The organism is Pseudoroseicyclus tamaricis (assembly GCF_012070395.1).
Taxonomy (GTDB): Bacteria; Pseudomonadota; Alphaproteobacteria; order Rhodobacterales; family Rhodobacteraceae; genus Pseudoroseicyclus_A; species Pseudoroseicyclus_A tamaricis.
Genome location: NZ_JAAFYS010000001.1, coordinates 154,224 through 180,207, shown reverse-complemented (window position 1 = coordinate 180,207; position 25,984 = coordinate 154,224). Strand labels below are relative to the sequence as shown.

At 71.2% G+C, this 25,984-nt stretch carries 29 protein-coding genes; 19 read left to right on the top strand and 10 right to left on the bottom strand.

Annotation, left to right across the window (positions count from 1 at the left end):
* Position 1: 1 nt before the first annotated feature.
* From flgH to GY170_RS00770, 8 genes are read right to left on the bottom strand one after another with little or no spacing between them, the layout of a single operon-like run.
* Complete coding sequence (flgH, locus tag GY170_RS00805; RefSeq protein WP_163889064.1) at positions 2-736, bottom strand: flagellar basal body L-ring protein FlgH; 735 nt, start codon at positions 734-736, stop codon at positions 2-4.
* Complete coding sequence (gene flgA, locus GY170_RS00800; RefSeq protein WP_163889062.1) at positions 736-1,167, bottom strand: flagellar basal body P-ring formation chaperone FlgA; 432 nt, start codon at positions 1,165-1,167, stop codon at positions 736-738. Before flgA ends, flgH begins: the two co-directional genes overlap by 1 nt.
* Positions 1,167-1,952 carry a flagellar basal-body rod protein FlgG gene (gene flgG, locus GY170_RS00795; protein ID WP_163889060.1) on the bottom strand — a complete coding sequence of 262 codons (786 nt, stop codon included), beginning with the start codon at positions 1,950-1,952 and terminating at the stop codon, positions 1,167-1,169. The genes flgA and flgG overlap by 1 nt, the downstream gene beginning before the upstream one ends.
* Before the next feature lie 12 nt (positions 1,953-1,964).
* Positions 1,965-2,681: a flagellar hook-basal body complex protein gene (locus tag GY170_RS00790; RefSeq protein WP_163889058.1), complete on the bottom strand. Its 717-nt coding sequence runs from the start codon at positions 2,679-2,681 to the stop codon at positions 1,965-1,967.
* A gap of 3 nt (positions 2,682-2,684) precedes the next feature.
* Entirely contained in the window at positions 2,685-2,951 is a 267-nt protein-coding gene (locus GY170_RS00785) for a flagellar biosynthetic protein FliQ (protein WP_163889056.1), read from the bottom strand.
* A 10-nt stretch (positions 2,952-2,961) separates the two neighbouring features.
* On the bottom strand, positions 2,962-3,240 hold the full coding sequence (fliE, locus tag GY170_RS00780; protein WP_163889054.1) for a flagellar hook-basal body complex protein FliE: 279 nt from the start codon (positions 3,238-3,240) through the stop codon (positions 2,962-2,964).
* A gap of 58 nt (positions 3,241-3,298) precedes the next feature.
* Positions 3,299-3,694 (bottom strand): flagellar basal body rod protein FlgC, encoded by a 396-nt coding sequence (gene flgC / locus GY170_RS00775; RefSeq protein ID WP_163889052.1) that lies wholly within the window; start codon positions 3,692-3,694, stop codon positions 3,299-3,301.
* Between the two features lie 13 nt (positions 3,695-3,707).
* Positions 3,708-4,094: a FlgB family protein gene (locus tag GY170_RS00770; RefSeq protein WP_163889050.1), complete on the bottom strand. Its 387-nt coding sequence runs from the start codon at positions 4,092-4,094 to the stop codon at positions 3,708-3,710.
* Positions 4,095-4,186: 92 nt separating this feature from the next.
* Between GY170_RS00770 and GY170_RS00765 the strand changes: the two genes are divergently transcribed.
* The 14 genes from GY170_RS00765 to GY170_RS00700 all read left to right on the top strand — a co-directional run bounded on the left by GY170_RS00765 (position 4,187) and on the right by GY170_RS00700 (position 16,143).
* On the top strand, positions 4,187-5,545 hold the full coding sequence (locus tag GY170_RS00765) for a FliI/YscN family ATPase (protein ID WP_394351467.1): 1,359 nt from the start codon (positions 4,187-4,189) through the stop codon (positions 5,543-5,545).
* Positions 5,546-5,793: 248 nt separating this feature from the next.
* A complete protein-coding gene (gene rpmI, locus GY170_RS00760) occupies positions 5,794-5,994 on the top strand; it encodes a 50S ribosomal protein L35 (protein WP_163889048.1) in 201 nt (66 codons plus the stop codon).
* A 12-nt stretch (positions 5,995-6,006) separates the two neighbouring features.
* The gene (gene rplT, locus GY170_RS00755; RefSeq protein ID WP_163889046.1) at positions 6,007-6,369 is read left to right on the top strand and encodes a 50S ribosomal protein L20; all 363 of its coding nucleotides are present in this window, start codon (positions 6,007-6,009) and stop codon (positions 6,367-6,369) included.
* Between the two features lie 111 nt (positions 6,370-6,480).
* The gene (gene pheS / locus GY170_RS00750) at positions 6,481-7,551 is read left to right on the top strand and encodes a phenylalanine--tRNA ligase subunit alpha (RefSeq protein ID WP_163889044.1); all 1,071 of its coding nucleotides are present in this window, start codon (positions 6,481-6,483) and stop codon (positions 7,549-7,551) included.
* Complete coding sequence (locus GY170_RS00745; RefSeq protein ID WP_167803278.1) at positions 7,548-8,183, top strand: hypothetical protein; 636 nt, start codon at positions 7,548-7,550, stop codon at positions 8,181-8,183. The genes pheS and GY170_RS00745 overlap by 4 nt, the downstream gene beginning before the upstream one ends.
* Positions 8,180-8,461, top strand: coding sequence for a YrhK family protein (locus GY170_RS00740; RefSeq protein WP_163889042.1), 282 nt, complete (start codon positions 8,180-8,182; stop codon positions 8,459-8,461). The genes GY170_RS00745 and GY170_RS00740 overlap by 4 nt, the downstream gene beginning before the upstream one ends.
* Before the next feature lie 103 nt (positions 8,462-8,564).
* A complete protein-coding gene (gene pheT / locus GY170_RS00735; protein WP_163889040.1) occupies positions 8,565-10,958 on the top strand; it encodes a phenylalanine--tRNA ligase subunit beta in 2,394 nt (797 codons plus the stop codon).
* A 112-nt stretch (positions 10,959-11,070) separates the two neighbouring features.
* Positions 11,071-11,511: a large conductance mechanosensitive channel protein MscL gene (gene mscL, locus GY170_RS00730; protein WP_163889038.1), complete on the top strand. Its 441-nt coding sequence runs from the start codon at positions 11,071-11,073 to the stop codon at positions 11,509-11,511.
* Between the two features lie 620 nt (positions 11,512-12,131).
* Complete coding sequence (locus GY170_RS00725; protein ID WP_163889036.1) at positions 12,132-13,094, top strand: aspartate carbamoyltransferase catalytic subunit; 963 nt, start codon at positions 12,132-12,134, stop codon at positions 13,092-13,094.
* A 67-nt stretch (positions 13,095-13,161) separates the two neighbouring features.
* Entirely contained in the window at positions 13,162-13,770 is a 609-nt protein-coding gene (locus tag GY170_RS00720) for a hypothetical protein (protein WP_163889034.1), read from the top strand.
* On the top strand, positions 13,767-15,050 hold the full coding sequence (pyrC, locus tag GY170_RS00715) for a dihydroorotase (protein ID WP_163889032.1): 1,284 nt from the start codon (positions 13,767-13,769) through the stop codon (positions 15,048-15,050). Before GY170_RS00720 ends, pyrC begins: the two co-directional genes overlap by 4 nt.
* Before the next feature lie 14 nt (positions 15,051-15,064).
* Complete coding sequence (gene plsY, locus GY170_RS00710) at positions 15,065-15,661, top strand: glycerol-3-phosphate 1-O-acyltransferase PlsY (RefSeq protein ID WP_394351479.1); 597 nt, start codon at positions 15,065-15,067, stop codon at positions 15,659-15,661.
* Positions 15,658-15,927: a hypothetical protein gene (locus GY170_RS00705; RefSeq protein ID WP_235937767.1), complete on the top strand. Its 270-nt coding sequence runs from the start codon at positions 15,658-15,660 to the stop codon at positions 15,925-15,927. The genes plsY and GY170_RS00705 overlap by 4 nt, the downstream gene beginning before the upstream one ends.
* 3 nt (positions 15,928-15,930) lie before the next feature.
* Positions 15,931-16,143: a toxin-antitoxin system YwqK family antitoxin gene (locus GY170_RS00700; protein WP_167803277.1), complete on the top strand. Its 213-nt coding sequence runs from the start codon at positions 15,931-15,933 to the stop codon at positions 16,141-16,143.
* Between the two features lie 102 nt (positions 16,144-16,245).
* Here the strand turns inward: GY170_RS00700 and GY170_RS00695 are convergent, their stop codons facing one another.
* Together GY170_RS00695 and GY170_RS00690 are read right to left on the bottom strand one after the other, a co-directional pair.
* Positions 16,246-17,115: a 4-(cytidine 5'-diphospho)-2-C-methyl-D-erythritol kinase gene (locus GY170_RS00695; RefSeq protein ID WP_203531125.1), complete on the bottom strand. Its 870-nt coding sequence runs from the start codon at positions 17,113-17,115 to the stop codon at positions 16,246-16,248.
* Between the two features lie 712 nt (positions 17,116-17,827).
* Positions 17,828-19,477, bottom strand: coding sequence for an electron transfer flavoprotein-ubiquinone oxidoreductase (locus tag GY170_RS00690; RefSeq protein ID WP_163889029.1), 1,650 nt, complete (start codon positions 19,475-19,477; stop codon positions 17,828-17,830).
* A gap of 216 nt (positions 19,478-19,693) precedes the next feature.
* On the opposite strand from GY170_RS00690, the gene greA reads away from it, so the two are divergent.
* The 5 genes from greA (at position 19,694) to GY170_RS00665 (ending at position 25,889) form a co-directional block, all read left to right on the top strand.
* Positions 19,694-20,164: a transcription elongation factor GreA gene (greA, locus tag GY170_RS00685; protein WP_163889025.1), complete on the top strand. Its 471-nt coding sequence runs from the start codon at positions 19,694-19,696 to the stop codon at positions 20,162-20,164.
* Positions 20,165-20,185: 21 nt separating this feature from the next.
* On the top strand, positions 20,186-21,175 hold the full coding sequence (locus tag GY170_RS00680; RefSeq protein ID WP_163889023.1) for a hypothetical protein: 990 nt from the start codon (positions 20,186-20,188) through the stop codon (positions 21,173-21,175).
* A gap of 324 nt (positions 21,176-21,499) precedes the next feature.
* Positions 21,500-23,584 carry an acyltransferase family protein gene (locus GY170_RS00675; protein ID WP_163889022.1) on the top strand — a complete coding sequence of 695 codons (2,085 nt, stop codon included), beginning with the start codon at positions 21,500-21,502 and terminating at the stop codon, positions 23,582-23,584.
* On the top strand, positions 23,584-25,149 hold the full coding sequence (locus GY170_RS00670) for a GMC oxidoreductase (protein ID WP_163889020.1): 1,566 nt from the start codon (positions 23,584-23,586) through the stop codon (positions 25,147-25,149). The genes GY170_RS00675 and GY170_RS00670 overlap by 1 nt, the downstream gene beginning before the upstream one ends.
* A complete protein-coding gene (locus GY170_RS00665; protein WP_328799877.1) occupies positions 25,146-25,889 on the top strand; it encodes an SDR family oxidoreductase in 744 nt (247 codons plus the stop codon). The genes GY170_RS00670 and GY170_RS00665 overlap by 4 nt, the downstream gene beginning before the upstream one ends.
* Positions 25,890-25,984 lie beyond the last annotated feature (95 nt).

Genomic DNA, 25,984 nt, shown 5'->3' with positions numbered 1-25,984 from the left:
CTCAGAACGGTAGCATCACTTCGGAAATCTCCGCGCCCCAGCGCGGGCGCTGCACGTCGGAGATGATGCCCCGCCCGCCGTAGGAAATGCGGGCCGCGGCGATCTTGTCGTAGGTGATCTCGTTCTGGCGGGTGATGTCCGCCGGGCGGACATAGCCGTCGACCAGAAGCTCGCGCACCTCGTTGTTCACCCGCACCTCCTGCCGGCCCTGGATCTGCAGCACGCCGTTGGGCAACACCTCCGTCACCGTGGCGGCGACGCGAAGCTCCAGCTGTTCGTTGCGGCTGACGGAGCCATCGCCGGAGAAGCTTGAGGAAGAGTTGACGCCGACGGCGGGCGACAGGTTCGGCCCGCCGTTGTTGTCGATCCATTGCGGCAGGGCGAGGAACTCGTCGATGCTCAGATCCTGCCCGCCGGAGCGGGAGCGCCCGGAGGCATTGTTGAAGCTGGCGGAATCGTCGATCTCGATGACCACGGTCATGATGTCGCCCCGCGTCATCGCCCGCCGGTCGCCGAGGAGCGAGCCGCGCTCGCCCGTCCAGAGCGAGGCCCCCGCGATGGGCGCGGGCGACAGGACGGGGGAGGTCTCGATCGGCAGGCCGGGGGACATCATGGCAAGATGCTCCTCCGTCATGGCGACGGGGGTGAGCGGCGGCGGCTGGCCGACCTCCAGCGTGCGGTCGCAGCCGGCGACGGCGAGGAGGGCGATTGCGGCGGCGGCGAGGAGGCGGGTCATCACTGGGACTCCAGACTGGCGACATAGGCGGCCCCGTCGGAGCCGATGAGCGCGGTGACGGTGCTGCGCGAGGCGGTGTTCATGATGCGGACGATCTCCCCCACCCCGGCGCGATCGAGGGCGCGGCCCTCCGTTTCGATCCTGAGGCCGGCGGCGTTGTAGATCAGCGGGATCACCTCGTTGCGCTCGACGATGGCGGGCGGGCCGAGATCGGCGAGGCGGATCGGCCGGCCGGCATAGAGCGCGACGCGGCTCTCCATCCCCACCACCTCCTCGAGGGCGGAGGCGGCCCCCGGCATATCGCCCTCGGAGGCGAGGACATCGCCGGGGCCGAGCAGTGTCTGCGCCGGAATGGTGCGGGCGGCGACCATGATATCGGCCGCCGCCGGCCCGCCGAGAAGGGCGAGGAGGGGGAGGGGCCAGAGGCGCATCAGCGCACCTGCACCATCGAGCCGAGCATCTGGTCGGAGGCCGAGATGACCTTGGAGTTCAGCTCGTAGCCGCGCTGCGCCTCGATCAGGTCCGTCACCTCGCGGACGGCATCGACGGTGCTCTCCTCCAGGTAGCCCTGGCGCAGGACGCCGAGCCCGTCCTCCCCCGGGTTGCCGCCGAGGGGCGGGCCCGAGCCTTCCGTCTCGAGGAAGAGGTTCGATCCCATCGCCTCCAGCCCGCGGGGGTTGGAGAAGCCGGTGAGGGTGAACTGGCCGATGAACTGCGCCTCCACCCGGTCGCCGAAATAGGCGTAGACCTCGCCATCGGCATTGATGGAGAGCTGCCGCGCATCGGCGGGGATGGTGATGTCGGGCGCGACGGGGAAGCCGTCGGATGTGACGATCAGCCCGTCGCCGGAGACCTTGAGCCCGCCATCGCGGGTATAGGCGGCGCGGCCGTCGGGGAGCGTCACCTCGAGGTAGCCGTCGCCCTCGATGGCGACATCGAGATCGCCGCCGGTGGCGGAGAGCACCCCCTGCCCCACGATCTGCGCGACGGAGGTCGCCCGCACGCCGAGGCCGAGCTGCACGCCCGTCGGCAGCACCGTGCCGCTGGCGGAGGAGATGGTGCCGGGCCGGGAGACCTGCTGGTAATGCAGGTCGGCGAACTCGGCGCGGCGCGGCTTGTAGCCGGTGGTGGACATGTTGGCGAGGTTGTTCGAGATCACCTCGACCCGGGTCTGCTGGGCCGACATGCCGGCGGCCGCGATCTGCAGGGCACGCATGGGCGGAGCCTCCTATCTGGTGACGGATTCAATGGTGGCGCGGATGCGTTCATCCTCCCGGTCGGCGAGGGACTGGCCGAGCTCGTAGGCGCGGGAGACCTCGATCATCCGCGCCACCTCGATCAGGGGGTCGACGTTGGACCCCTCGAGGAAGCCCTGCACCATGCGGCCCTCCAGCTCCGGCTCCCAGCCGGCGGGGGCCTCGAAGCGCACGCCGTCGGCGCGGCGCATCCCCTCGGCATCGAGCGGACGGACGAGGCCGATCTGCCCGACGGGCTGGCCGCCGGCGGAGATGGTGCCGTCCGGCGCGATGGAGACGGGGCCGGCGCCCTGCGGGATGAAGACGGGGGCCCCGCCGGCGTCGAGCACGTTGTAGCCCTCCGCCGTGACGAGATCGCCGTTGGCGCTGGGCGTGAAGGCGCCGGCCCGCGTCAGCCGCTCGCCCTCCGGCGTGGCGACGAGGAAGTAGCCGGGGCCTTCGACGGCGAGGTCGAAGGGCCCGCCCGTCTGCGTCAGCGCGCCTTGCGCGGCGGAGGTGAGGCCGACATTGCCGAAACCCATGGAGAGCGACGGCTCCCCCGGGCCGGTGAGGGCCACGTATTCGGAGAACATCATCCCCTCGGCGCGGAAGCCGGTGGTCGCCGCGTTGGCGATGTTGTTGGCGATGCTCTGCATCTCTTGCATCAGGCTCGTCTGCCGGGTGAGGCCGGCGTAGATGGCGTTGTCCATGGTTCAGCTCCCCGCGATCAGCGGCACCAGCGTTTCGACCCAGAGGCTGCGCAGCGCCTCGGACATGAAGCCCATCGTCAGCCAGAAGACGGCGACGATGGCGCCGAGCTTGGGCACGAAGGTGAGCGTCATTTCCTGCACCGAGGTCAGGGCCTGGAAGAGGCCGATGACCACGCCGGTGATCAGCGCCACCGAGAGGATCGGCAGCGAGATGACCACGGCGGTGCGCAGGCCGGCGCGCAGCGTGTCGTAGAAGAGGGCCGGGTCCATCAGGCGCTCCTCAGACGGGCATCCGCAGGATTTCCTGGTAGGCCTCGACGACCTTGTTGCGCACGGCGACGGCCGCCTCGACGGCCAGCTCCGTCTGTGCGAGCGCCTGGACGAGGGCGTGCGGGTCGGCATCGCCGGACATGGCGCCCATCGCCGTCTCCTCGCCGAGGCGGAGCTGGGCGGCGAAGTCGGCGGCGGCGGTGCCGGCGAGGCCCTCGGCGGCGCCGGGCTGCGGCTCGGCGGCGGCACGGGCGGCCTCGTACTGGCGGGCGACGGCTGCGAGTTCCATTCTGGTCACTCCTCTTGATGGGTGCGGATCGGCTGGTGAGGGGTAGTGCGGCGCCGGCCTAGCGGCGGCGCAGGAGGTTCATCAGTTCGGTGGACATCGAGCGGATCTGCTCGAACATCTTGAGGTTCGCCTCGTAGCTGCGGCCGGCCTCACGGGCATCGGCCACCTCGAGGAGGAGGTTGACGTTGGAGCCCTCGACGTTCCCCTCCGCATCCGCGAGCGGGTTGGAGGGGTCGTACTCCACCGACAGGGGCGCGCGGTCGAGCCGGACAGGCCCCGCCTCCACCAGACCGGTGGCGCGACCGCCCTCGTAGGCGGCCTGGAAGGAGGTGGTCTTGCGGTGGTAGCCGGGCGTGTCGGCATTGGCGACATTCTCCGCCGTCAGGCGCAGGCGCATGGACTGGGCGCGCATGGCGGAGGCGGTGACGTTCAGGCTGTCGGCGAAATCGGACATGGCAGACCTCCTTTCAGGTGCCGATGACGGTGCGGAGCACCTGCATGCTGTGGCGGTAGACGGCGAGGGCGCGGGAATGCTCACGCTCGGCCGCGACGGCGCGCACCATCTCCTCCTCGATGGAGACGGAGTTGCCGTTGGGGGAGGTCTGGCCCTCCGCCGGCTCCTGCCGGGCGCGCAGGGGGGCAGGGTCACCGCCGATATGGCCGGCGCGGGTGGTGCGCAGCGATGGCACCTCCACCCCGCCGCTATCCGCCACCTCGGCGAAGCTGGGCAGGTGGCTGGCGCGGTAGCCGGGCGTGTCGGCATTGGCGAGGTTGCGGGCCACCAGCGCGGTGCGGGCACCGGCGTGGCGGGCCATGGCATCGGCCATGCCGAAAATGGCGAGATTGTCGAACACCGGGCTTCTCCCTCGTTCAGGCTCAACGGCTGATTAAGCGAGATTCCTTAAGGTCGCGTTGTCCCTGACCGGCTTTTTCGAGGGAGATCGCCATGACAGCCGCCCCGCCCCGCCCCAGCCAGAGCGCCATCGGCCCGCCGCTCTTCACGCGCATGGCCGCCGCCGTCTCCCGCCAGCGGCTGACGCAGCCGCTGGGAGAAATCAGCGAGATCGCGGGCGGACGGCTCGTCGCCTCCGGCCTGGCGGAGCGGGCGCGGCTGGGCGACCGGGTGGAGATCCTCGGCCCCGCGCCGGTGGGGGCGGAGGTGATCCGCGTCGTCGCCGGAGAGGTGCTGCTGCTGCCGGAGGGCTCGGCGGAGGGGATCGGCACCGGCTGCCCCGTGCGCCTGATGCCGCCCCCCGCCTTCGCCCCCGACGACAGCTGGATCGGCCGGGTGATCGACCCGGACGGGCGCCCGCTCGACGGCCGCCCGCTCCTGCCCGGCGCCGCGCCCCGCCCCCTCTCCGCCGCGCCGCCGCCGCCGGCGGAGCGGCGGGCGCTGGGGGCACGGATGGCGACGGGCTACGCCCTGTTCGACACGCTGCTGCCGCTGGTGCGGGGCCAGCGCGTCGGCCTCTTCGCCGGCTCCGGCGTCGGCAAGTCGACGCTGCTGGCCGGGCTGGCGCAGGGGGTGGCGGCGGATGTCGTGGTGATCGGCCTCGTCGGCGAGCGGGGGCGGGAGCTGCGGCACTTCGTGGAGGGTGTCCTCGGACCGGAGGGGATGGCCCGCTCCGTCGTCGTCGCCGCCACGTCGGACCGCGCCCCGCAGGTGCGCCGCCGCTGCGCGCTGGCGGCGACGGCGGTGGCGGAGCACTTCCGCGCCGAGGGGCTGCAGGTGCTGCTGCTGCTCGATTCCGTCACCCGCTTCGCCGAGGCGCACCGCGAGCTCGCCGTCTCCTCCGGCGAGACGGCGGGGCTGCGCGGGTACCCCCCCTCCACCGGCGGCGCCATCGCGGCGCTCTGCGAGCGGGCGGGGCCGGGGGTGGAGGAGGAGGGCGACATCACCGCCATCTACTCGGTGCTCGTCGCCGGCTCCGACATGGAGGAGCCGGTGGCCGACATGCTGCGCGGCGTGCTCGACGGGCACGTGGTGCTCGACCGGGCCATCGCCGAGCGCGGCCGCTTCCCCGCGGTGGACGTGCTGCGCTCCGTCTCCCGCTCGCTGCCCGACGCGGCGAGCCCGCAGGAGAACCAGCTCATCGGAGAGGCCCGCGGCCGGCTGGGCGCCTATGACCGGGCGGAGCTGATGATCCAGGCCGGGCTCTACGCCCGGGGGACGGACCCGGAGATCGACGCCGCCATCGCCACCCACGAGCCGCTGGAGCGCTTCTTCGCCCGCCAGGGAGCGGACACGGGCCAGCATTTCGCGGCGCTGCGACAGGCGCTGGCGGCGGCGGCGCAGGGGAAGTGAGGGGGCACGGGGGAGGCAGGCCTGCGTGGGGGCCAGCCCCGTCGCCATCGGGCCTCGGACCAATGGCGCCACCAATGGCGACCCCCCGGGGTATTTATGGCCAGATGAAGGGGATCCGGGCGCCTCAAGGCCCATGGCGGGGCCTTGCTTCGGGGGGCGTTTGCTCCTATACGGCGCGCTCCATTTGTGCGCGGCCGGCCGTTTGGCATTGCCGAGTCGCGCCTGAACGATCCGACAAGGAGAGAAAGATGCCGAAGATGAAGACCAAGTCGAGCTGCAAGAAGCGGTTCAAGGTGACGGCGTCGGGCCGCGTCGTTGCCGGCCAGGCCGGCAAGCGCCACGGCATGATCAAGCGCACCAACAAGTTCATCCGCCAGGCGCGGGGCACCACCACGCTGTCGAAGGCTGATGAAGGTATCATCAAGCCGATGATGCCCTACGCGCGCTGAGGAGGATCACACATGTCACGCACCAAGACCGGCCCCATCACGCACCGTCGCCACAAGAAGATCCTCGATCAGGCGAAGGGCTATTACGACCGCCGCGGCAGCACCTTCAAGGTTGCCAAGCAGGCCGTCGACAAGGCCAACCAATACGCCACGCGCGACCGCAAGAACCGCAAGCGCACGTTCCGTGCCCTGTGGATCCAGCGGATCAACGCCGCCGTGCGCAGCCATGACGAGGCGCTGACGTACAGCCGCTTCATCAACGGCCTGTCGCTGGCCGGCATCGAGGTGGACCGCAAGGTCCTCGCCGATCTCGCCGTGCACGAGCCCGAGGCGTTTGGCGCCATCGTCGACAAGGCGAAGGCCGCGCTCGCGTAAGACACCCTCACACGGGTTGAACTCTGGGAAGCCGCGGACCTTCGGGTCGGCGGCTTCTTGTGCTTTGAAGGGCCGCTCGCTAGCAGGGCAGCAGGAAATCAAGGGCCGGACATGGACGATCTGAAAGAGAAATACCTCTCCGCCATCGCGGATGCCTCCGACGAGGCCGCCATCGAGGAGGTGCGGATCGCCGCGCTCGGCAAGAAGGGCGAGGTCTCCCTGAAGATGCGCGAGCTGGGCAAGATGACGCCCGAGGAGCGGCAGACGGCCGGCCCCGCGCTCAACGCCCTGAAGGACGAGCTGAACAGCGCGCTGATCGCCCGCAAGACGGCGCTGGCCGATGCGGCGCTGGAGGAGCGGCTGCGCGGCGAATGGCTCGACGTGACGCTGCCGGCGCGGCGGCGGCCGGCCGGGTCGATCCACCCGATCAGCCAGGTCTCCGAAGAGGTCACGGCGATCTTCGCCAGCTTGGGTTTCTCGGTGGCCGAGGGGCCGCGGGTGGAGAGCGACTGGTACAATTTCGACGCGCTCAACATCCCGGGCCACCACCCGGCCCGCGCCGAGATGGACACGTTCTACATGCGCCGCGCCGAGGGGGATAACCGCCCCCCTGCCGTGCTGCGCACCCATACCTCCCCCGTCCAGATCCGCACCATGGAGAAGAGCGGCGCCCCAATCCGCATCATCTGCCCCGGCGGCGTCTATCGCGCGGACTATGACCAGACGCACACCCCGATGTTCCACCAGATCGAGGGCCTCGCCATCGACAAGGACATCTCGATGGCCAACCTGAAATGGGTGCTGGAGCAATTCTTCACGGCCTTCTTTGGCACCGAGGTGAAAACCCGCTTCCGCGCCTCGCACTTCCCCTTCACCGAGCCTTCGGCGGAGGTCGACGTGCAATGCGCGTGGGACAATGGCACCGTGAAGGTGGGCGAGGGCGACGACTGGCTGGAGGTTCTGGGCTCCGGCATGGTGCACCCCAACGTGCTTCGCAACGCCGGCATCGACCCCGATGAGTACCAGGGCTTCGCCTTCGGCATGGGCATCGACCGGCTGGCGATGCTGAAATACGGGATTCCGGATCTGCGGGCGTTCTTCGACAGCGATTTGCGCTGGCTGCGGCACTATGGATTTGCGGCGCTTGATCAACCGGGGTTGGCGGGGGGTCTTAGTCGGTGAAGACCCTCGCCATCTCTTTGGTGTCGGTCGTTATCGGGGGCCTGGCGGTCGTCTTATTCACCCCAATTTTTGGCCCTATGCTGGCTCCGTCGGCAAACGTCTCTTGGACGGTGGTGGACGAATTCCTAATTCCGAATGCAGAATATGAAGATTTCAGCCACATTTTGAGCATCTCACTTCTCAATTCGGGAAAACTTACTGGTCGTGACTTGGAGATATATCTGAGCGAAGAAGCGGACTCTGTCATCTTTAGAAATGAGATTCCGTACGAGAGATCAGTCGGAACTGAAGGAACCATCATAAGCCTGCCCGCCATCGCACCACGATCACTCACTAGATTCAGTGTTGTTTCCAGCACTCCCAACAGCGTGGTTTCGGTCTTGACCGCTGGCAGCGTAGCTCCCTTCGATACGGACGCAGATCATCTTCCTCCACCTTCGCGCTTCCCCGCCCTTGCAGTTTTTCTCATGACTCTTAGTGCGGCAACCGCTTGGTTCGCCTTCTATTCTGGGGCCCGGAGGGGGGGGATAGTAGCGGAAGTTCGAAACACCAGTGCGATCCCACCGAATAGAAGCACTGAGAGACGAACCAACCGAGAGCCAGATGCCAGCCCTCAGGAGGACGAGAAATGACCCTCTTCCACCACGACCGCCGTCACCAGAACGAGGCCTCTCGCCGCCTCTGGGCGCGCTATGAGATCGCCTATACCTTCGTCGATTTCGGCGCGGCGCTCTGCTTTATCGTGGGGTCGGTCATGTTCTTCTTCGAGAATTGGCAGACCCCGGGCACGTGGTTCTTCCTCGTCGGCTCGATCCTCTTCGCAGCCAAGCCGACCATCCGGCTGGCGAGGGAATTGAAGCTCTACGAGATGGGCGACGAGGACGACCTCGCCAAGAGATACGAGGCGTAGGGTGCGTGCTCGCACGCACCGAACCAAACACTGGCCCAAAGGTGCGTGACGAGCACGCACCCTACGCCAGACGAGGGGCCAGGCCCCGCAAAGGAGACCAACGATGAAATTCACCCTCTCCTGGCTGAAGGACCATCTCGAGACCTCCGCCTCCGTGGCGGAGATCGCCGAGGCGCTGACCGATCTCGGGCTCGAGGTCGAGGGCATCGAAGACCCTGCCGAGAAGCTCCGAGGCTTCACCATCGGCAAGGTCACCTCCGCCGCCCAGCACCCCGATGCCGACCGCCTGCGCGTCTGCCAGGTGGAGACGGACGAGGGCACCCGCCAGATCGTCTGCGGCGCGCCGAATGCCCGCGAGGGGATCACCGTCGTCGTCGCCAAGCCGGGCGCCTATGTGCCGGGGCTCGATATCACCATCTCCGTCGGCAATATCCGCGGCGTTGAGAGCCACGGCATGATGGCCTCCGAGCGGGAGATGGAGCTCAGCGACGAGCATGACGGCATCATCGAGCTGCCGTCGGGCGAGGTCGGCGAGGAGTTCGCCGACTGGCTGGCGGAGAACCGGCCCGAGGCCGTCGACCCGGTCATCGAGATCGCCATCACCCCCAACCGGCCCGACGCGCTCGGCGTGCGCGGCGTGGCGCGGGACCTCGCGGCGCGGGGGCTGGGGGTGCTGAAGGATATCCCGTTCGAGGCGGTGGCGCCCGCCTTCACCTCCGATCTGAAGATCAGCGTCGATGACGACACCAAGGACGGCTGCCCGCTCTTCTGCGCGACGGTGATCCGCGGCGTGACCAACGGGCCGAGCCCCAAGTGGCTGCAGGCGCGGCTGAAGGCGATCGGGCTGCGACCGATCAACTTCCTCGTCGATGTCACGAACTTCTTCACCTACGATCTGAACCGCCCGCTGCATGTCTTCGATGCGGCCAAGGTGAAAGGCGCGATCCGCGTCTCCCGCGCCGCCGGCGGCGAGGAGCTGCTGGCGCTCGACGGCAAGACCTACCGCTTCCAGCCGGGGCAGATGGTGATCGGGGATGACAATGGCCCAGAGAGCATCGCCGGCATCATGGGCGGCGAGCATTCCGGCAGCGAGCTGGAGACGACGGATGTGATCGTCGAGAGCGCCTATTGGGACCCGGTGCAGATCGCCTACACCGGGCGGGCCCTCAAGGTGCACAGCGATGCGCGCTACCGCTTCGAGCGCGGGGTCGATCCGGCCTTCACGCCCGAGGGGCTGTCGCGCGCCGTGCGGATGATCGTGGACATCGCCGGCGGCGAGGCCAGCGAGATGATCCAGGTCGGCGAGGTGCCCGACACCTCGCGCGCCTACAAGCTGGATACCGACCGCGTGGTCAGCCTCGTCGGCATGGAGATCCCGGCCGAGGAGCAGCGCGCGACGCTGGAGGCGCTCGGCTTCACGCTGGATGGCGACATGGCCTCCGTGCCGAGCTGGCGGCCCGATGTTCAGGGCGAGGCGGATCTCGTGGAAGAGGTCGCCCGCATCGCCTCGCTGACCAAGCTGGAGGGCCGGCCAATGCCGCAGGTGCCCGGCGTGCCGCAGCCGGTGCTGACGCCGATGCAGCGCCGCCTCGGCTTCGCGCGGCGGCAGGCGGCGGCGCTCGGCTACAACGAATGCGTCACCTACAGCTTCATCGAGGCGGGCGCGGCCCAGCTCTTCGGCGGTGGCGACGAGGCCACGGCGCTGGAGAACCCGATCTCCACCGACATGTCCCACATGCGCCCCTCGCTGCTGCCCGGCCTGCTGGCCGCTGCGGCGCGCAATCAGGCGCGCGGGCAGGCGGATTTCGGGCTCTTCGAGGTCGGCCATGTCTTCTCCGGCGGTGAGCCGGGGGAAGAGAGCTGGCAGATCGCCGGCATCTGGGTCGGCAAGACCGGCCCGAAGGATCTGCATGGCGAGAGCCGGGCCGAGGATGTGTTCGACGCCAAAGCCGATGCCGAGGCCGTGCTCTCCGCCATGGGCGCGCCGGCGAAGATGCAGGTCATGCGCGGCGGCGAGGGCTGGTGGCATCCCGGGCGGCACGGGCGCTTCTGCCTTGGTCCGAAGAAGGTCATGGGCACCTTCGGCGCGCTGCACCCCAAGGTGCTGGCCGCGATGGACGTGAAGGGGCCGGTGGTCGCCTTCACCCTCTCGCCGGAGGAGGTGCCCCTGCCCCGCGCCAAGTCCCCCGCCCGCCCGGCGCTGGAGGCCAGCGCCTTCCAGGCGGTGGAGCGTGACTTCGCCTTCGTGCTGCCGAAGGACGTGGAGGCGCAGGTGCTGGTGAACGCCGCGCAAGGGGCGGACAAGGCGCTGATCTCGGAAGTGCGGGTGTTCGACGAGTTCTCCGGTGGGTCGCTGGCGGAGGGGCAGAAGAGCCTCGCCGTCACCGTGCGGCTGGAGCCGAAGGCGGGCACGCTGACCGACGAGGAGATCGAGGCCGTGGCGGCCAGGGTCGTCGACAAGGTCACGAAAGCCACGGGCGGCAGCCTGCGGGGCTGAGGCCCCTGCCCGCGCCGGATCACATGCGCTAGCCTCGCCGCAGGAATATGCGGCGGGGCTGGTTTCGCCGCAGTGAGGTGCGGCGGGGCCGCGCGTTTGAGTGAGTGGGACTATGATCAAGGAATTTCGCGACTTCATTGCCAAGGGCAATGTCATGGACCTCGCCGTGGGGATCATCATCGGCGCGGCCTTCACGGCCATCGTGCAGAGCCTGGTGAACGACCTCATCAACCCGGTGATCGGGCTGATCCTCGGGGGCGTCGATTTCTCCGACATGTACGTGGTGCTGTCGGGAGAGGTGCCGGCCAATGCGGGGCTGGCGACGGCACGCGAGAGCGGCGCCGCGATCTTCGCCTACGGGGCCTTCGTGACGGCGGTGATCAACTTCCTGATCATCGCGCTGGTGGTGTTCCTGCTGGTGAAGGCGGTGAACCGGATCAAGGACGCGAAGGTGGAGCAGGGAGAGCCGGTGCCGGCCGCGCCCAAGGGCCCGACGCAGGAAGAGCTGCTGACGGATATCCGCGATCTGCTGAAGCCGCGGGGCGAGGCGTAGCCGAGGGGCGTGGTGGGTTGAAAAGCCACCCTAAGGGGCGGAGCGCGGCCCTCCGTAGGGTGGGCTTGTAACCCACCTTCCCCGCCCGGCCCCTAGCGCATACCTCGCACGCCTGCCCGTGGGGTGGCGCTCCGACGGCACCGCTTGGCGCTTTATGCCTGCCACATCCCTCCCCGCTCGCCGCGAAGCGCCAAGCCCCGACAGAGCGCCAGCCCGCTGGGACGGGCAGGCGCTCGCGCGGCGGCCTGCGGCCTTGATTCCGCGCGGGGGGGGAAAGAGCGGCGGCCGGATCGCTAGATGCCTCGCCTCGAGCCGGACCCGTTTCCGCAAGCACCCCCCTCTCGAGCCTGCCCGTGGGGTGGCGCATCCAACGCCGCCGCTGCGCGCTTTATGCCCGCCACACCCCTCCCCGCCCTCCGCGAAGCGCCAAGCTCTGACAGAGCGCCAGCCCGCCGGGACGGGCAGGCGCTCGCGCGGCGGCCTGCGGGCCTTGCTTCCGCGCGGGGGGATGCAGCCCGGGCGGTGCGCCACTCCTCGCCCCTTCAACAGCCCGCGCCTTCCAACAAATGTTGCATCCGCCCTCGCGCCGGGGCATGACCTCGCCCCAAGGGGACCGACCGATGACCTTCCGCGCCCGACATCTCCTCGGCATCGAGCCGCTTGGCCAGGACGAGATCGTGGCGCTGCTCGACCGTGCCGAGATCCATGCCAACGAGATGCGCGACGGCGTCACGCCGGAGCGGCGGCTCGCCGGGCTCACGCAGATCAACATGTTCTTCGAGGCCTCCACCCGCACGCAGGCCAGCTTCGAGCTCGCCGGAAAGCGGCTCGGCGCGGACGTCATGAACATGGCCATGGGCTCCTCCTCGCTGAAGAAGGGCGAGACGCTGATCGACACGGCGCTGACGCTCAACGCCATGCGCCCCGACCTCATCGTCGTCCGCCACCCCCACTCCGGCGCCGTCGACCTGCTCGCGCAGAAGGTGAACTGCGCCGTCCTCAATGCCGGCGACGGGCGGCACGAGCACCCGACGCAGGCGCTGCTCGACGCGCTCACCATCCGCCGGGCGAAGGGGCGGCTGCACCGCCTCTCCATCGCCATCTGCGGGGATATCGCCCATAGCCGCGTCGCCCGCTCCAACCTCCTCCTTCTCGGCAAGATGGAGAACCGCCTCCGCCTCGTCGGCCCGCCGACGCTGATGCCGCCGGGCATCTCCGAGCTCGGCGTCGAGGTCTTCGAGAGCATGGAGGAGGGGCTGAAGGGCGCCGACGTTGTCATGATGCTCCGCCTCCAGAAGGAGCGGATGGACGGCGGCTACATCCCGAGCGAGCGGGAATATTACCACCGCTACGGGCTGGATGCCGAGAAGCTCGCCTATGCCAAGGACGACGCCATCGTCATGCATCCCGGCCCCATGAACCGGGGGGTGGAGATCGACGGCACCATCGCCGACGACATCAACCGCTCCGTCATCCAGACGCAGGTGGAGATGGGCGTCGCCGTGCGCATGGCGGCCATGGAGCTCCTGGCGGAGAACCTCAAGCAGGCCAACGCCCGCGGCGCCGAGGGGATCGGCGCGTGACTGCCCTCTCCGGCCGATCCTCAGCCAGGGACCATGACGTGACCGACCTACCCGCGAGCGCCCGGCCATGAGCGGCTGGGAGAGCCGCATCGAGGCGGGGGAGCGCGTCTTGTGGCAGGGGCGGCCCGACGGGCGCATCCTCTGGAGCGACATCAAGTCGACCGAGGGGGCCATCGGCGCCCTGCTGCTGCTCTTCCCCGTCATCCGCCTCGGCATCTGGCTGCTCGCCGGCAGCACCCAGACGGGGCAGGTGTCGGTCACGGAGGCGATCGCCCTGCTCCTCGGCCTCTGGTTCACCATCGGCCGGCTGGTCTTCGATGCCCAGCGGCGGCGGGTGACGGAGTATGCCCTCACCGACCGCGCCGCCTACGTGGCGGACCGTTTCTTCGGCCGCCACCTCCACCGCTATCCGCTCCGCGAGCCGCTGCTGAAGATCGAGGAGGGGCCCTTCGGCCTCGGCCATGTCTGGTTCGCGGAATCGCAGTACCGCCAGCGCGCCACCCGCGAGGTGCGGCGGGCCACCGGCTCCTCCATCGCGACGATCAACGCGCCGGTCGGCTTCCGCCTCATCGGCGAACCGGCGCTCGTGCAGCGGCTGGCGCGCGAGGCGCTGACCGCCCGCGCCCGGCAGCTGGAGGAGGCGGGCCCCATGGCCGATGAGAGGGACGTGTCGTGACGGAGCTGCTCTTCACCAATGCCCGCCTGATCGACCCGGAGGCGGAGGCGCCGCAGCCCGGCGCCCTGCTGATCCGCGGTGGCGAGATCGCCGAGGTGATCGCCGGCCCGCTGGAGGACGGCGCCTTCCCCGGCACCGAGCGGCTCGATTGCGGCGGGGCCTGCCTCGCGCCCGGGATCGTGGACCTTGGCGTCAAGGTCTCCGAGCCCGGCGAACGGCACAAGGAAAGCTTCCGCTCCGCCGGGCGGGCCGCCGTGGCCGGGGGCGTGACGACGATGGTCACGCGGCCCGACACCAGCCCGACCATCGACACGCCCGAGGTGCTGGAATTCGTCTCCCGCCGCGCGCGGGAGGACAGCCTCGCCCGCGTGCGCCCCATGGCGGCGCTGACCAAGGGGCGCGAGGGGCGCGAGATGACGGAGATCGGCTTCCTCATGGATGCCGGCGCCGTCGCCTTCACCGACGGCTTCCGCGTGGTGGAGAACACCCGCGTCTATGCCCGCGCCCTCACCTATGCCCGCGCCCTCGGCGCGCTCGTTGTCGGCCACGTGCAGGAGCCGGGGCTCTCCGCCGCCGGGGTGGCGACCGCCGGCAAGTTCGCCTCGCTGCGCGGCCTGCCGCATGTCAGCCCGATGGCCGAGCGGATGGGGCTCGACCGCGACATCGCGCTGATCGAGATGACGGGCGCGAGCTACCACGCGGGACAGGTGACGACGGCCCGCGCCCTGCCGCCGCTGGAGCGGGCGAAGGCCAACGGCTTCGACATCACCGCCGGCATCTCCGTCCACCACCTGACGCTCAACGAGTTCGACGTGGCGGATTACCGGACCTTCTTCAAGCTCACCCCGCCGCTGCGGAGCGAGGATGACAGGATGGCCGCGGTGGAGGCTGTCGCCTCGGGGCTGATCGACGTCATCTCCTCCTTCCACACGCCGCAGGACGAGGAATCCAAGCGCCTGCCCTTCGAGGTCGCCGCCTCGGGCGCCGTGGGGCTGGAGACGCTGCTGCCGGCCTCGCTGCGGCTCGTCCATGGCGGGCACCTGAGCCTTAACCGCCTGTTCCGCGCCCTGTCGCGCAACCCGGCGCGGCGGCTCGGCCTGCCCGGCGGGCGGCTGCAGGCGGGCGCGCCGGCGGACCTCGTGCTCTTCGACGAGCACGCGCCCTTCGTGCTCGACCGCGAGACGCTGCATTCGAAGTCGCGCAACACCCCCTTTGACGGCGCCCGTCTTCAGGGCAAGGTGCGCGGCACCTGGGTTGCGGGGGAGCGGGTGTTCGGATGATCTTTCTGCCGGAAATGACGACGCCGGGCCTGTGGCTGGCGATCCTCGGGGTGGCCGGCTACCTGCTCGGCTCCGTCCCCTTCGGGGTGGTGGTGGCCGCGGCGATGGGGCTGGGCGATCTGCGCAAGATCGGCTCGGGCAATATCGGCGCCACCAACGTGTTGCGCACCGGCAACCGCAAGGCGGCGCTGGCGACGCTACTGCTGGATGCCGCGAAGGGCGCCGTCGCCGTGATCCTCGCCCATTGGCTGGGCGGGGACGACGCGGCGCAGCTGGCCGCCTTCACTGCGCTGCTGGGCCATTGCTTCCCCGTCTGGCTGCGCTTTCGCGGCGGCAAGGGGGTGGCGACGTTCCTCGGCATCCTGCTCGCGATCTTCTGGCCGCTGGGCCTCGCCGCCTGCGCCGTCTGGCTCGTGGTGGCGGCGCTGACGCGCTATTCCTCGCTCTCCGCCCTGCTGGCGGCCGTCTGCTCCCCGATCCTTGCCCACGTGCTCGGCCGGCCGGACCTGTCGCTCCTCTGCCTGGCGCTGGCGATCATCATCGTGCTGCGCCACTCGGCCAACATCGCCCGCCTGCGCGCGGGAACGGAGCCGAAGATCGGCCAGAAGTGAGCGGCCTGGGCCCCGCCGCCCACGCCCGCTTCCACGCCCTGCCGGAGGGCGCCTTCACGGGCCGGGCGCTCGGGCGCCGCTGGCGGGTGGCGAGGGTGCCGGTGGCCGGTGGGCGGGGCTGGAAGCTGCAGGCCTGGGCGCTGGACGGGCCGGGCTACATCTCCGCCAATCTCTACGAGCTGGCGGCGGGACCACGGCTGAAGCCTTGCGAGATGCCGGCCGAGGATGTCCTCTCCTTCCTGATGGATCTGCAGCCGGAGGATTGAGTGATGCCGGAGCCCTTCGAGACGCGGCACAAGGACGGCTCCCTCCGGGCGCGGGGCCAGACGGAGGACGGGCGCGAGACGGGTTACTGGGAGTTCTTCCGCAAGGACGGCACGCGCCTGCGCACGGGCCATTTCGAGGCGGGGCGGCAGGTCGGCGAGTGGACGACCTATGACGCGCACGGGATGCCCTACAAGACGACCCGGATGAAGGGGTAGCGCGCCGCGGCTGGTGCGGCGCGGGGAGGCGGGCGTCGAGGGGGCTCTGCCCCCGCGCCTGCGGCGCCCCCCGCGGATATTTGCAGAAAAGCGAGAGGCGCGTCAGGCGAGGGGGCCGCCCCAGAGCCACCAGTCGGGGTGGTGGCGGGCGATCTCGGCGGCGAGGCGGGCGGCCGCCTCCGGGTCAGGCAGGAGCGCCCAGCAGGTGGCTCCGGAGCCGGACATGCCGGAGGCGGGGGCGCCGGAGAGGGCGGAGCGGACGGCGGTGATGGCGGGGCAGACCTCCTCCGCCGGGGCGGAGAGGTCGTTGCCGGCGGCGGCGAGCCAGTCGGTGAGGGCGACGAAATCCGGGGCGGGCGGCAGCGGCGGCAGGGGCGCGCCGAAGCGGCCGGAGAGGGCGCGGAAGACGGGGCCGGTGGGCACCGGGACGCCGGGATTGGCGAGGAGCAGGCCGCAGGGCGGCAGGGCCGGCGCGGGGGTGAGGCGCTCGCCGATGCCGGCCATGACCTGCGGCGCGGGCGCGGCGAGGCAGACGGGCAGGTCGGCGCCCAGCGGCAGCGCCTCCGCCGCCGTCAGCGGGGCGACGCGCCAGAGCGCCGCCAGCCCCCGGATCGCCGCCGCGGCATCCGAGGAGCCCCCGCCGATGCCGGCCCCATGCGGCAGCCGCTTGGTGAGGCGCAGGCGCGCCCCGGCGGTGACGCCCCGCGCGGCGCGGAGCGCCTCGGCGGCCTTGAGGACGAGGTTGGAGCCATCGGTGGGAACGCCGGGGGCGGTGGGGCCGTCGACCTCCAGCGTCACGTTGGCGGCGGGGGAGACGAAGAGCTCGTCCCCGATGCCGGCAAAGACCGCCAGCGAGTGCAGCTCATGATAGCCATCCGCCCGCCGCCCGGTGACCCGCAGCGCGAGGTTCACCTTGGCCGGCGCGGGAACGACGATGGCGGTGCGGGGGGCGGCCTGCCCGGATTCGACCAAGTGACTGCCCTCGCTCGTTTGCCTGCGTCCTCTGCGGCCGGGTTTAGCCACGGTGCCGCCGGCGGGCAATCTTTGCGGGGGAGCGGGGGCTGGTCTGGCGTTGGCGCGACACCGGCAGGCGCAGGGCGAGCGCCTGCCCGTGGGGTGGCGCTTCGACGGCCCGTGCGGAGCGCTTTATGCTGGCAAAGCCCCTCCCCGAACTGAGCGGAGCACCAAGCTCTGCCAGAGCGCCAGCCCGTGGGGACGGGCAGGCGCTCGCCCTGCGCCTTTGGCGAGTACCGGGCGGGGGAAGAAGCGGAGAGGTCGCGCGGCGGTGGGTTGGAAACACACCCTACGATGTGGCGGGAGCCGGAGAGCCGAGCGCCGTCCCCGTAGGGTGGGCTTGTAACCCACCTCCCCATGTCCACCCCGCGCACCATTTGCAGGCGGAGGGCGGGCGCCTGCCCGTGGGGTGGCGCTTCGACGGTCGAGCGACGCGCTTTATGCCGGCCAAGCCCCTCCCCGCGGCCCGCTCAGCGCCAAGCCCGGCCAGAGCGCCAGCCCGTGGGGACGGGCAGGCGCTCGCCCTGCGCCTTTGGCGCGTACCGGGCGGGGGATGCAGCGGAGAGGTTGCCCGGCGGTGGTTGGAAACCCACCTACCCCCTCTCCCCACCGCGCGCCCCCTGGCAGGCGCAGGCGGAGACGGGGCCACCGCGGCCGGAAGCCCCCCGCCTCACATGTTCGGGTAGTTCGGCCCGTCGCCGCCCTGGGGCGTGGTCCACTTGATGTTCTGAGGCGGGTCCTTGATGTCGCAGGTCTTGCAGTGCACGCAGTTCTGGAAGTTTATCACGAACTTCGCGCCGCTCTCCTCCTCCACCACCTCGTAGACACCTGCCGGGCAGTAGAGCCGCGACGGCTCCGCGTATTTCGGCAGCGTGTAGCCTACCGGCACCGAGGGGTCCTTCAGCTTGAGGTGCGCCGGCTGGCTCTCCTCGTGGTTGGTGAAGGAATAGGCGACGTTCGTCAGCCGGTCGAAGGAGAGCTTGCCGTCGGGCTTGGGGTAGTCGATCGGGCTGTACTTCTCCTTCGGCTCGGTCGCCTCGGCGTCGGTCTTGCCGTGCTTGAGCGTCCCGAAGGGCGAGACGCGCAGGAGCGTCTGGCACCACATGTCGAAGCCGCCGAGCACCAGCCCGCCCAGCGGCCCGAACCTCGCGTTGAGCGGCGCGACGTTGCGCACGCGCCGGAGATCCTTGCCGACGGGTCCCTCGCGCAGGGCGGCGTCATAGGCCTCCAGCGTGTCGCCCCCGCGCCCCTCGGCCAGCGCCGCGTGGGCGGCCTCGGCGGCGGCGATGCCGGAATGCATGGCGTTGTGGTTGCCCTTGATGCGCGGCAGATTCACGAGGCCGGAGGCGCAGCCGAGCAGCAGCCCGCCGGGGAAGGCGGAGGTGGGAATCGACTGGAAACCCCCCTTCGTCACCGCCCGCGCCCCGTAGGCGACGCGCTTGCCCTTGCCCAGCACCGCCTCGATCTTCGGGTGATGCTTGAAGCGCTGGAATTCGCCGTAGGGGTAGAGATAGGGGTTCTTGTAGTTCAGATCGACGATGTAACCGACGAAGACCTGGTTGTTCTCGGCGTGGTACATGAAGCTGCCGCCGGAGGCGGACCAGCCGAGCGGCCAGCCCATCGTGTGCACGACCAGTCCCTCCTGGTGCACGTCGTCCGGGACCTCCCAGATCTCCTTCATGCCGAGGCCGAACTTCTGGACGTCATGCCCCTCGCGCAGGTCCAGCCGGTCGATCACCTCCTTGGAGAGGGAGCCGCGCGCCCCTTCGGAGAGGAAGACATACTTGCCCAGAAGCTCCATCCCCGGCTCGTAGCCGTCGCCGGGCGTGCCGTCGGGGTTCAGCCCGAACTCGCCGGCCACCACGCCGGCCAGCCGACCGTCCTCCCCCCAGACGAGCTCGGAACAGGCCATGCCGGGGAAGATCTCCACCCCCAGCGTCTCCGCCTGTTCGGCGAGCCAGCGGCAGACATTGCCCATCGAGACGATGTAGTTGCCGTGGTTGTTCATCAGCGGCGGCATGAGCCAGTTGGGGATGCGGATGCCGCCCCCCTCGCCCAGCATGTAGAAGCGGTCCTTCGTCACCTTCGTGCGGATCGGCGCATCCATCTCGCGCCAGTCGGGGAAGAGCCGCGACAGGCCGGAGGGGTCGAGCACCGCGCCGGAGAGGATGTGGGCGCCGACCTCGGAGCCCTTCTCCAGCACGACGACACTCGCCTCCGGATCCAGCTGCTTGAGCCGGATCGCGGCCGACAGGCCGGCAGGGCCGGCGCCGACGATGACGACGTCATATTCCATGGACTCGCGTTCGGGCTGGCTCATTGGGGTCTCCCGGGGTCAAGGCTCATGAACGGTTAGCCAATTCGGGGCGGAGCGGCAATTGCCGGGCGCGCCCAGTCGCGCCCCGTCGCGCAACGTCCCGCACGTTCCGGCCCCCCTCCGGCAGCCGTGCCTTGACTTTGTACCCTTGAAGGGCGTTAGAAAACCGGCTCCGATACGATCGACACGTACGGGCAGCAATCAAAGACGGGCCGACCCATGGACAAGATACCTCTGACGCGCGCGGGCTTCGACAAGATCGACGCCGAGCTGAAACAGCTCAAGAGCGTCGAGCGCCCGAGCATCATCCAGGCGATCTCCGAGGCGCGCGAGCACGGCGACCTCTCGGAGAACGCCGAGTACCATTCCGCCAAGGAGAAGCAGAGCTTCGTCGAGGGCCGCATCAAGGAGCTGGAGGGCGTGCTCTCCCTCGCCGACGTGATCGACCCCAAGAAGCTCTCCGGCCCCGTCAAGTTCGGCGCCACCGTCGAGCTGGTGGACGAGGACACCGACGAGGAGAAGACCTACCAGATCGTCGGCGAATACGAGGCCGATATCGAGAAGGGGCGCCTCAACATGAAGTCCCCCCTCGCCCGCGCCCTCATCGGCAAGGAAGAGGGCGACAGCGTCGAGGTGCGCACGCCGGGCGGCGAGAAAGCCTACGAGATCCTCAAGATCAGCTATATCTGACGCCGCCGCGAAGGGGGCCCGATGCCCGGCCAGCCGCATGACCCCGGCCTCGACCTCGCCAGCCGCCCGGCCCAGCCCGGCCTGACCGCCGCCGATCTCGTGGCCATCGGGCTGGCGCTGCTCTGGCTGGTGGGCGCGGGGAGCTATCTGCTCTTGGGAGGGGCGTTGGCGCGGCCGGAGACGCTGGGCAGCGTCGTCGCCATGCTGGCGCTCGTCCTGCCTGTCGCGATCATCTGGGTCGCCGCCAGCGCCGCCCGCTCCGCCCGGCATGTCCGCGAGGAATCGGAGCGCCTACAGGCGGCGTTCGACGCCATCCGCCACGCCTATATCGAGGATCGCCAGTCCCGCGGGGCCGCCCCGCCCGCCCGGGCCTGGGCGGCCCCCACCGCCCCGGCCGCCCCGCCGGCGGAGGCGCTGCCCGAGCCGCCGCTGACCTTCTCCTCCCGCCGCGCGAGGGCGGGGGCGGCGGAGGCGGAGGCGGAGGAGGCGGACGGCCAGCCCCGCCTTGCCCTCGGCCCGCCGGCGGAGGAGGCGGGCCCGCCTCTGCCGCTGGGAGATTTCGTCCGCGCCCTCAACTTCCCCGACAACGAGGAGGACGAGGCCGGCTTCTCGGCCCTCCGCAGGGCGCTGAAAGATCGCCGTGCCCGCCAGCTCATCCAGGCCAGCCAGGACGTGCTGACCCTCCTCAGCCAGGAGGGGATCTACATGGACGACCTGCGCCCCGACCGCGCCCGCCCCGAGCTCTGGCGCCGCTTCACGGCGGGCGAGCGCGGTGGCGAGGTCGCCTCCCTCGGCGGCATCCGCGACCGCGAGTGCCTCGCCCTGACCATCGGACGGATGCGCGAGGACACGATCTTCCGCGACGCGGCGCACCACTTCATGCGCCTCTTCGACCGCATCCTCGGCGAGATCGAACCGGAGCTGACCGACGAGGAGCTCGCCGCGCTGACGCAGACGCGCACCGCGCGGGCCTTCATGCTGCTCGGGCGGGTGGCGGGGGCGTTCGACTGACGACGGGCGGGGTGCCGGGCTGAAGCCCGGCCTGCGGGCGGCGGCGGGCCTCCGGTGGTTGACGGAGGCGCCCTTGGCCGGCTGCGGGACCGGGGGGCCAGCCCCCCGGAGCCCCCCGAGGGTATTTTTGGCCAGATGAAAAGGGGGCGTGTCGCGCCGGGTAGCGGAGGCGGCGCGTTGCCCCAAGGCGCGGAGCTGCCCCGGCGCGCCGGGGTGGGCGGGCGGGAGGTGCGCCGGGGCAGCGGCGGACGGGGGATTTGCCGCAGGTGCCGCAAAATCGTCGCATAGGCGGGGAAGAAGGCGTATCGTGCGGGAAAACCCGCAATGAGACGGGCCCCGCGCCGCTGGCGGGGCAGAGGCAGGACCATCGACGCGCAGGCCTATACCACGGGCACCGGCCCCCGGCTGACCTACCGCCCCGCCATCGACGGGCTGCGGGCCGTCGCGGTGGTGGCGGTCATCCTTTACCACTTCAGTCTCGGGCCCTTCGGGGGCGGCTTCACCGGCGTCGACGTCTTCTTCGTCATCTCCGGCTTCCTGATCGGCGGGCTGCTCTTCAAGGAGATGGAGGAGACGGGGCGCCTGCGCCTGGGGCGCTTCTACCTGCGCCGCATCCGCCGGCTGGCCCCCGCCTTCTTCCTGATGGCCGGCGTCACGACGCTCGCGGCCGCCGCCATCCTGCTCCCGTGGGAGCTGCGGGAATACGGCAAGTCGCTGATCGCCGCCTCCATCTGGGTCTCCAACATCCAGTTCTGGCGGGAGGCGGGTTATTTCGACGCCGCCGCCGAGATGAAGCCGCTCCTGCACACGTGGTCGCTGTCGGTGGAGGAACAGTTCTACCTCCTCCTGCCGGTGGCGCTCCTCGCACTCGGGCTGATCCGCCGGGCGATGGTGCCGGTGCTGGCGCTCCTCTGGGCCGTCTCGCTCGCCGCCTGCCTCTGGGTGACGCCGAGCGCGCCGGACGCCGCCTTCTACCTCTTCCCCTTCCGCGCGTGGGAGCTGCTGACCGGCGTGCTCCTCGCCCGCCTCGCGCTCGGCCGCCCCGCGCCGGGAGGGGCCGGCGGGGCGCTGGCGGGGGCGGCGGGGCTGGCGACGGTGGTGGCGGGGATCTTCCTGCTGCGGCCGGAGGGCTTTCCGGGCTGGCAGGCGATCGTGCCGGTGGCGGGGACGGCGCTGCTCCTCTGGCAGGCGGGCGGCGGGGGGCCGGTGAACCGGCTTCTGGCCTCGCCGCCGGCGCGGATGATCGGGCGGCTCTCCTACTCGCTCTACCTCTGGCACTGGCCGGTGCTCACCCTCTCCCTCTACTGGAGGGGGGCCTACGAGGGCTGGTGGGAGGCGCTGCTCTGGCTCGCCCTCGCCGCCGCGCTCTCGGTGCTCTCCTGGGCGCTGGTGGAGGAGCCGGTGCGCCACGGCCGCTTTGGCGGGCGGGCGCGGCCAATGCTGGCGGGGGCCGGCGGGGCGCTGGCCGCGGCCCTGCTCGCCGGGCTGGTCTTCTGGCAGACGGACGGGCTGCCCAAGCGCTATGGCCCCGAGGCCCGCGGCTACATCGCCGCCGCCGGCGGTTTCCTGCAGGACTGGAGCCGCTGCGAGACCGCCCGCTCCGGCCCGCTCACCGGGCTGGAGACCTGCGCCATCGGCCCCGAGGGTGACCCCGAGGTGCTGATCTGGGGCGATTCGCACCTGCGCGCGCTGATGGACGGGCTCGGCCTCGCGGCGCTGGAGAGCGGAACGCCCGGGCTGATCGTCTGGCACGCCGGCTGCCCGCCGCTCTTCGGCCTCTCCAAGGTGGAGAGCGCCGCCACCCCCGCCGAGGATGCCGCCTGCCTGCGGGACACGGAGGTGATGCGCGCCGCCCTGCCGCAGCTGCCGGCGCTCGGCATCGAGCGGCTGCTGCTCGTCGGCCGGTGGACCTATTACGCGCAAGGCACGGGCATCGGCATCGACGCCGGCAACACCATCGCCCTGCACCCCGCCCCCGGCTCCCCCCTTCCAGAGGCGCCGCAGGCGGAGCTCTATGCCGGCGCCTGGGCGCTGACCGAGGAGGAGATCAGGCGGAGCATCCCGGAGCTGCACGTCCTGCGGCAGGTGCCGGAGATCCCCGATTTCGACAGCCGCGAGCTGGCCCGCCTCATCGCGCATCGCAAGATCGGCGCCGGGGCGCTCGCCCAGCGCTCCGTCGCGCCGTCGGAGCAGCTCGCCGCGCGGGTGCGCGATGCCGAGGCACCGGTCTGGGCGCTCGCCAATGCCGGCCAGATCCACCTGATCGACCCCTGGCCGGCGCTCTGCCCGGAGGTCTGTTCCGCCCAGATCGGGGGCGTGCCCGTCTACCACGACAACAACCACCTGACGAACCGCGGCGCGCTGGAACTGCGCGGGCTGTTCCTGCCCTTCCTGACCGGGGCGGAGTGATGGAGGCGCCGACACGCGACGCCCCCTTCGCCGCCTCCTTTGACGTCATCGTCATCGGCACCGGCATGGGCGGCGGCACCGCCGGGCGGGCGCTGGCGGAGGCGGGGATGCGGGTGCTCTTCCTCGAGCGCGGCCGCGCCGGACACCGGGCGGAAGCGAACGGCACCGCCGTGGACACGGCCGACCCCTTCGCCCGCGCCCTCCACGGGCTCTGGCCCGAGCCGGCGGTGCTGGCGCTGGACGGGGTGGAGCGGCCGGTCAACCCGGTGATCGGCAGCACCGTCGGCGGCTCCTCCGTCTTCTACGCGGCAACGTTGGAGCGGCCGGAGCGGCATGACCTGGAGCCGACGGACGCGATGCCCCACCCCACCGGCGGCTGGCCCATCGGTTGGGACGAGATGCGCCCCTGGTTCGACGCCGCCGAGGCGCTCTACGAGGTGCGGGGCGAGGCCGACCCGCTGGGCAGAGAGCCGCAGCCCGCCCTCCTGCCGGCGGGCGAACCGGAGGCGGGGGATGCCGCGATCCTCGCCGCGCTGCGCAAGGCGGGGCGCCATCCCTACCAGCTGCACAGCGCGATCCGGGGCGAGCCGGGCTGCCTCGGCTGCGTCGGCACCAAGTGCCCCCGCCCCTGCAAGCGCGACGGCCGCTCCGCCGGGGTGGAGCCGGCGCTTGCCACCGGCCGCGCCGAGCTCTGGGACGAGGCGGAGGTGCTGCGCCTGAAGGAGGACGGCGGGCGGATCACCGGGGTGACGCTGCGCCGGCACGGCGAGATGCGGGAGGTCTCCGCCCCCCGCGTGCTCCTCGCCGCGGGGGCGCTGAACTCCCCGCGCCTGCTGCTGGCCTCGGCCAGCGAGGCCTGGCCGGAGGGGCTCGGCAACCGCTCGGGCCTCGTCGGGCGGGGGCTGATGTTCCACTTCAACGAGCTCTTCGCGCTCTTCCCCGGGCGCGCGGCGCGCGGCACCGGCGCCGCCAAGGCGGTAGGGCTGCGGGATTTCTACGCCGCCGGGGGCGAGCGCCTCGGCATGGTGCAGGCGCTGGGGGTGGAGGCCGACTTCGGCGCCATCCTCCACGCGCTGCGGGAGCGGCTGGCCGGCGTGCCTGCCGGCCGCTCCCGACTCGCGCAGGAGGCGGCGCGCCTGCCGGCGGCGGTGGCGCTGCGGCTCCTTGGCTCGGCGAAGATCTTCGTCGGCCTGCTGGAGGACCTGCCCTACGACGAGAACCGGGTGCTGACGGGGGCGGACGGACACATGCGCATCGAATACCGGATCACCGACGAGCTGCGCGCCCGCCGCCGCCGCTTCCGCCGGCTGATCCGCGGCATCGGGCGGCCGGTGATGATGCTCTCCCCCACGCCGGAGCCGAACCTCGGCCATCCCTGCGGAACGTTGCGCTTCGGGGAGGACCCGGCCCGTGCCGTCGTGGCCGCGGACGGGCGGGTGCACGGGCTGGAGAACCTCTGGGTGCTCGATTCGAGCATCTTCCCCACCTCGATGGGCGTAAACCCCAGCCTCACCATCGCCGCCCATGCCCTGCGCGTGGCGGATAGCATCGCGAGGCGCCCGTGATCGCGGTGGTGACAGGCGCCGGCAGCGGCCTCGGCCGGGAGCTGGCCGTGGCGCTGACGGGCCGTGGGCAGCGCGTCGCCGGCCTCGGGCGCCGGGCGGAGGCGCTGGAGGAGACGGCGGCGCGGGCGGGAGAGCTGTTCCTGCCGGTGCCCGCCGACGTGGCCGACCCGGAGAGCCTCGCGGAGGCGTTCGGGAGAGTGCGGGACGTGGGGCCGGTGTCGATCCTCATCAACAACGCGGCGGTCTACCCGAGGGCGGATTTCCTGCAGGAGAGCGCCGGGGACTTCGCCGCCGTCATGGCGACCAACCTCACCGGCTACGCCGCCGCCGCCAAGGAGGCGCTGCGCGACATGGTGGCGGCGGGGGAGGGGCGCATCCTCAACGTCTCCTCCTTCGCCGGCGTGGCGCCGCTGGCGGGGAGCGGCGCCTACTCGGTGAGCAAGGAGGCGGGCCGCGCCCTGACCCGCGCCATGATCGCCGACCTCGGCGCGCGCTTTCCGCGCATCGTCATCAACGACTGGATGCCGGGGGCGCTGAACACCGGGATGGGCCTGGCGACGGGGCTGGACCCCGCCGTGGCCGCGGGATGGGGCGCGACGCTCGCCCTTTGGCAGGAGCCGAGCCTCACCGGCACCACCTGGGAGATGGACCGCGAGATCCCGCCGCCGATGGGCCTGAAGCGCCGGGTGGCGGCGAAGGTGGGGATGGCGGAGAGGGCGCCGGCGCGGCGGCTGGGTTAGGCGGGGCGGCAGATCCGCCGGGTGCGACGGGAGCCAGCATGGCTCGCAAGCAGCGCTGCCGTCGCACGCCGGCCCGTGGGGTGGCGCCTCAACGC

Bases quoted from the DNA above. Each gene is read 5' to 3' on its own strand.
- flgH (WP_163889064.1), bottom strand. From the start codon at position 736: ATGACCCGCCTCCTCGCCGCCGCCGCAATCGCCCTCCTCGCCGTCGCC.
- flgA (WP_163889062.1), bottom strand. From the start codon at position 1,167: ATGCGCCTCTGGCCCCTCCCCCTCCTCGCCCTTCTCGGCGGGCCGGCG.
- flgG (WP_163889060.1), bottom strand. From the start codon at position 1,952: ATGCGTGCCCTGCAGATCGCGGCCGCCGGCATGTCGGCCCAGCAGACC.
- GY170_RS00790 (WP_163889058.1), bottom strand. From the start codon at position 2,681: ATGGACAACGCCATCTACGCCGGCCTCACCCGGCAGACGAGCCTGATG.
- GY170_RS00785 (WP_163889056.1), bottom strand. From the start codon at position 2,951: ATGGACCCGGCCCTCTTCTACGACACGCTGCGCGCCGGCCTGCGCACC.
- fliE (WP_163889054.1), bottom strand. From the start codon at position 3,240: ATGGAACTCGCAGCCGTCGCCCGCCAGTACGAGGCCGCCCGTGCCGCC.
- flgC (WP_163889052.1), bottom strand. From the start codon at position 3,694: ATGTCCGATTTCGCCGACAGCCTGAACGTCACCGCCTCCGCCATGCGC.
- GY170_RS00765 (WP_394351467.1), top strand. From the start codon at position 4,187: ATGACAGCCGCCCCGCCCCGCCCCAGCCAGAGCGCCATCGGCCCGCCG.
- rpmI (WP_163889048.1), top strand. From the start codon at position 5,794: ATGCCGAAGATGAAGACCAAGTCGAGCTGCAAGAAGCGGTTCAAGGTG.
- rplT (WP_163889046.1), top strand. From the start codon at position 6,007: ATGTCACGCACCAAGACCGGCCCCATCACGCACCGTCGCCACAAGAAG.
- pheS (WP_163889044.1), top strand. From the start codon at position 6,481: ATGGACGATCTGAAAGAGAAATACCTCTCCGCCATCGCGGATGCCTCC.
- GY170_RS00740 (WP_163889042.1), top strand. From the start codon at position 8,180: ATGACCCTCTTCCACCACGACCGCCGTCACCAGAACGAGGCCTCTCGC.
- pheT (WP_163889040.1), top strand. From the start codon at position 8,565: ATGAAATTCACCCTCTCCTGGCTGAAGGACCATCTCGAGACCTCCGCC.
- mscL (WP_163889038.1), top strand. From the start codon at position 11,071: ATGATCAAGGAATTTCGCGACTTCATTGCCAAGGGCAATGTCATGGAC.
- GY170_RS00725 (WP_163889036.1), top strand. From the start codon at position 12,132: ATGACCTTCCGCGCCCGACATCTCCTCGGCATCGAGCCGCTTGGCCAG.
- GY170_RS00720 (WP_163889034.1), top strand. From the start codon at position 13,162: ATGAGCGGCTGGGAGAGCCGCATCGAGGCGGGGGAGCGCGTCTTGTGG.
- plsY (WP_394351479.1), top strand. From the start codon at position 15,065: ATGACGACGCCGGGCCTGTGGCTGGCGATCCTCGGGGTGGCCGGCTAC.
- GY170_RS00700 (WP_167803277.1), top strand. From the start codon at position 15,931: ATGCCGGAGCCCTTCGAGACGCGGCACAAGGACGGCTCCCTCCGGGCG.
- GY170_RS00690 (WP_163889029.1), bottom strand. From the start codon at position 19,477: ATGAGCCAGCCCGAACGCGAGTCCATGGAATATGACGTCGTCATCGTC.
- greA (WP_163889025.1), top strand. From the start codon at position 19,694: ATGGACAAGATACCTCTGACGCGCGCGGGCTTCGACAAGATCGACGCC.
- GY170_RS00680 (WP_163889023.1), top strand. From the start codon at position 20,186: ATGCCCGGCCAGCCGCATGACCCCGGCCTCGACCTCGCCAGCCGCCCG.
- GY170_RS00675 (WP_163889022.1), top strand. From the start codon at position 21,500: ATGAGACGGGCCCCGCGCCGCTGGCGGGGCAGAGGCAGGACCATCGAC.
- GY170_RS00670 (WP_163889020.1), top strand. From the start codon at position 23,584: ATGGAGGCGCCGACACGCGACGCCCCCTTCGCCGCCTCCTTTGACGTC.